The 3982-nt window shown below is 31.5% G+C and carries 5 protein-coding genes and 1 pseudogene; 3 read left to right on the top strand and 3 right to left on the bottom strand.

Features of this window, described 5'->3' with window-relative positions:
• Positions 1 to 438: 438 nt before the first annotated feature.
• The 3 genes and pseudogenes from F6K13_RS35325 to F6K13_RS22225 form a co-directional block, all read left to right on the top strand.
• A pseudogene (locus tag F6K13_RS35325) lies at positions 439 to 807 on the top strand (sulfotransferase family 2 domain-containing protein); the annotation flags it as partial.
• Between the two features lie 69 nt (positions 808 to 876).
• Entirely contained in the window at positions 877 to 1035 is a 159-nt protein-coding gene (locus F6K13_RS22230) for a hypothetical protein (RefSeq protein ID WP_287288407.1), read from the top strand.
• Positions 1036 to 1043: 8 nt separating this feature from the next.
• On the top strand, positions 1044 to 1196 hold the full coding sequence (locus F6K13_RS22225; protein ID WP_124143489.1) for a hypothetical protein: 153 nt from the start codon (positions 1044 to 1046) through the stop codon (positions 1194 to 1196).
• A gap of 232 nt (positions 1197 to 1428) precedes the next feature.
• Here F6K13_RS22225 and fetB read toward each other — a convergent pair whose 3' ends face one another.
• The 3 genes from fetB to F6K13_RS22210 form a co-directional block, all read right to left on the bottom strand.
• Complete coding sequence (gene fetB / locus F6K13_RS22220) at positions 1429 to 2199, bottom strand: ABC transporter permease (RefSeq protein ID WP_124154888.1); 771 nt, start codon at positions 2197 to 2199, stop codon at positions 1429 to 1431.
• Positions 2200 to 2935: 736 nt separating this feature from the next.
• On the bottom strand, positions 2936 to 3067 hold the full coding sequence (locus F6K13_RS22215) for a hypothetical protein (protein ID WP_287288405.1): 132 nt from the start codon (positions 3065 to 3067) through the stop codon (positions 2936 to 2938).
• A gap of 80 nt (positions 3068 to 3147) precedes the next feature.
• Complete coding sequence (locus F6K13_RS22210; protein WP_287288403.1) at positions 3148 to 3387, bottom strand: hypothetical protein; 240 nt, start codon at positions 3385 to 3387, stop codon at positions 3148 to 3150.
• Between the last annotated feature and the right edge of the window lie 595 nt (positions 3388 to 3982).

The raw sequence follows: 3982 nt of genomic DNA, 5'->3' as shown, positions 1-3982 counted from the left end.
TGAAGGCTATTAGTAATAATGCCAAGATTCCTTTAGAGGTTTATAACCCACAAGGTTTAAAAGTTGCTGCTCATATTCCTAATAGTTGAAGTGAGGGAGTGAGGGAGTAGGGGAGTAAGGGAGTAGAGGAGCAGGGGAGCAGGGGAGTGTTGGTAATTAACATCATACTTTTAGAGTGAGAATTTAGTGAAGATAAAAGTCTTAAATATCAGAAAACTGCTACTTTTTGAAAGTCGAAACATGGTGCTGTATTTTAGAAGCGATCGCTCAATTGGATAACTTTTCTAATTTTCTCTTTTCATTATGATAATTTCTCACAAATATAAATTTATTTTCCTGAAAATAATCAAGACTTCTGGTACATCAATTGAAATTTATTTATCTAGATTTTGTGGTGACGATGATGTAATTACTCCTATATCTTTGTAAGATGAAGCTATCAGAAAACTTCTTGGAAAAAGACAACAAAATTATTTAGATTTTGATGCTCAGGGAAATGAATACAAAAAGTATTTCAATCATATTACTGCTAAAGAGATTAAAAATGTAATAGAATCTTCGATTTGGGATAGCTACTACAAGTTTTGTTTTGAAAGAAACCCTTTTGAGAGAGCTATATCTTGGTACTATTTTAGCTGTCGAAACAAATCTATTAAATTTAACGACTGGCTAAAAAATAACTATTCTAATTCATCAAAAAACAATTGGAATATTTACACAATCAACGATAAATTAGCAGTCTATTTTATTGGTAAATATGAAAATATTCGCTCAGATTTAACTTTCGTCTGTCAGAAATTAAATATACCATTCGATGGATATTTACCAAAAGCTAAAGGATTTTTCAGAGATGACAACCGCCCTTATTATGAATTTTTGAATGCCGAACAAATGCAAGTAATCGGTGAATGTAATTCAAATGTTATTGGTTTATTAGAAAATTATGGTAGTGAAAATCAAAATAATCACAATGTTTCAATTTCAGATAAAGAAAAAGAACAACCAGAACATTATACTCAAGAGTATGAAAATTAGAGGAAGCTTTGATTGCTTATGCTCAAGGAATTGGAATTAATTCCAAAAAATATTGGGCTTATTATCATACACTAGGTGGTATTTTTCGAGAAAATAATCTTTATGGAGAAGCAATAGAAGCTTACTATCAAGCTATTAAAATTAAACCAGATTTTCCCTGAAATCACTATCATTTAGGAGTAGTGTTCAAGAAACAAGGAAAATTAGATGAAGCTTTCACTTAATTATCAAAATGCTATATATCTTGGACTCACTATTATTGAAGATTAGTCTTAGAGAAATTAAGACCAAAACTCATAAAGTATCGATCTATAGACTCATATACTTTCCTTCTTTCTTCTTTCTTATTCTTTCTTATTCCTTCTTCCCTCTTCCTTCTTACTTCTTCCTTCTTTATAAATTTTGCAATTGCGCATCCTGATTAAAAAATTGTCTACATAAACTATAAGTAACTAATAAACTTGTCACCAAATTTGCAAAAGCCAAAAGAAACATAATTAACATTTGATATGCCACAGCATCCAAAGGATTAACACCACTTAATAACTGACCAGTAACAATTCCAGGAAGTGTAACTATTCCAATTACCATCATCTGGTTTAAATTCGGTATTAATGCAGCACGAATAGCATCTTTTCTATACTTAGCAACTGCTGTTTGTGGAGTTGCCCCTAAACTTAAATAAGTTTCAATTTCCACCGGACTAGAATTAATTATACTGACAAGTCTTTCTCCAGCGATCGCTGCTCCATTTATCGCATTTCCTAATACAATTCCCACCAGTGGAATTAAATATTGAGGTTCGTACCAAGTTTCAGGTTGAATAACTAATAAGTTGGTATAACTGATACTTAAAACGGTACTGGTTAAAATCGAACCCCAAACTAAAGGTAATAATCGAGGTATTTTTTTACTAATTCTATTTTTAGCAACAACAGAAGCAACTGTTAACATAACAGTAATTATAGCGAGCGCCAACCAAGGTTGTTTATAATCGAATACTATTTCTAATACATAGCCAACAAATATTAACTGTACAATAGTACGAATTGTCGCTATTAATAGTTGCCATTCTAATCCTAATTTTTGCCAAGCTGATAGACCAATAGCTATCGCAATAAGTCCTAAAGCCATAGCTATATCTGTAATTGTTAATTGAATCATATTCGTTACTTATACCAAATTTATAAGAAGTTTCATAGAATAATATTTTAATCAGAATTGACAGTAGATTAAGACATACAGGTTAATAAATTTCATAATTCTGTGCAACTTCATATAAAATTGGTATGTTGAATTTTATATTAGTTAGGGCTTGCTGATTAACTCTCAAAACATTGACAGATAAAGCCAAGTTCCTTTTAAGTCGAAAAAACTGTCAGTTTTTCAGTCTAAAAAGCTCAAAAAATCAGTACAAAAAATCAGTATTTTAGGCAGACAAGAGCAGAAAAATCACTTTGACAATTCTTCCTCCTACCTCCTATATAGTTCTCTGTTCCTCCTGAGTCCTACCCTCACCAAAAGACTTTTCAGCAAACCCTAGTTATTAAAAATCATAATGAACCTCACTAGAAGTATTATGCTTTCTAGTGAGGTATGACTAATTTATATTAATGTATATTCTGAAATTCTAATTTTTAGAAGACCTAGCTAGGAATAGTTAATTAGAATTGCAGATATGAGGATTCTTTAAATGTAAGCATTTCCTGCGGAATGCTGCGCAAACAGCTATTAGCGGTCAGCTATTACTAGGTCATGCTGCGCAAACAGCTTTTTAATAGACATCTCCACCAAATGAGGGAGTAGGGAGTAGGGAATAGGGAGAAAGAATTGATAATTGCTGTGCAATAATTGATTTGATTTTTTATTATTGGAGATGTCTAATGAATAAAGCAAGCATTCATTTAATTTCTACTACATTCTCCACCACATATTCGTACTCTGAAGCTTTGATAAAATTGCTTTTTTCTCCTTTAAAGGTAATAAAGCTGATAGCTGTTAAAGTTAGCGTTAGCTCCTCTGCAAGAGGCATTTCCTCCGATAGGAGCCTAGCTGACTGCTGAATGCTTACCTTTGAATTAACTTTAAGGATGCTTGGAATTAACTTTAATATTAGCTAATAGCCTCACTCAAGTCATCATAATCTATAGCTGGTTCAGGAGGATTTTCAAGACCTGACTTATAAGTATCAGGTATGACTTTCCAAACTAAACCACCAAAGCGATCGGCACATCTTTTTTGTATACTCTCTATTAATTTTTCACCATAGTAATATTTTTCTTCTTTCCAATACACATTCTCTTTTTTTTCAGTTTCTTTATTATCAACTGTTATCACAGAAGATTTTGACATTGCATTCTCCTATTATGAGTTAACTAATAGACAATTCTAATTACTCTTAGGTAAATTAAAAAATTACTTGTCTTAGCAATAAATTCAACCATTTATTCTAGATGCAAATATATCAAATATAAAAAGAATTATACTACTACCTAAAGTTATAGGTTAGGTGAAGTTTTGATTGAGTTAATACTAGAAAATATCTGTCCTGAGATTGTAGCTAAAATTGTATTTTAGCAATCTTATTTAAGTTATGAGATATTGTATATTTTAGGAAATAGGGAATAGGGAACAGGTATGGGAGAAACACCGAAGCAATAAAATTATCACAAATGATTTAGGATTGCTATTACAAGACTCACGTTAACAGTAGCTTGATTTTCTAAGTCAGTTATCATATCAAGAAATTTGACTAGCCTTTTATTCTTTAATTTCTAACTCTGAATATGACTAATATTCCTCCCCTAGATTTAACACAACAGTATAAATCAATTGCTGAAGAAATAAACAGCAGAGTCCAAGAAGTACTCAGCTCTGGTCGCTATATAGTTAGCAAATTGTTGTTCAAATTCATCAACAATAAAGCCACCAATATAGCGACCAGAGA

The organism is Okeania sp. SIO2B9, from assembly GCF_010672505.1.
Lineage (GTDB): Bacteria > Cyanobacteriota > Cyanobacteriia > Cyanobacteriales > Microcoleaceae > Okeania > Okeania hirsuta.
This window is presented reverse-complemented; position numbering and strand designations above follow the sequence as displayed.